Here is a 271-nt window from a genome sequence, read left to right as displayed (position 1 = left end):
CCTCCCCTGGAGCCCCTGGAGCAGGCGGGCGAGGAAGGCCTTGGCCTCGAGGCCGAGCCTCACCTCCTCGGGGCCCGAGGTGCGGTGGTTGTAGGTGGACTCCGGGGCGTCCACCCCGATGAGGCGCACCGGCCCGAGGCCCTGAAGCTCCACCGTGTCCCCGTCCACCACCTTGAGCACCTGAACGGGGCCCTGGAGCCTGCCTTGGGAAGAAAGGGCCAAGGCCAGGCCCATGAGCACCGTCCACGCCAGACCCCGAAGAAACCTCATG

Annotated in this window: 1 protein-coding gene; it reads right to left on the bottom strand. The window is 70.1% G+C overall.

All coding sequences use genetic code 11. The features are described from left to right. Positions 1-234: thermonuclease family protein (locus ACYQ0J_RS00680; RefSeq protein WP_460170278.1), on the bottom strand; the 234-nt coding region annotated here is incomplete at its 3' end. Positions 235-271: the final 37 nt, after the last annotated feature.

Source organism: Thermus sp. FJN-A (assembly GCF_054655095.1).
This window is presented reverse-complemented; position numbering and strand designations above follow the sequence as displayed.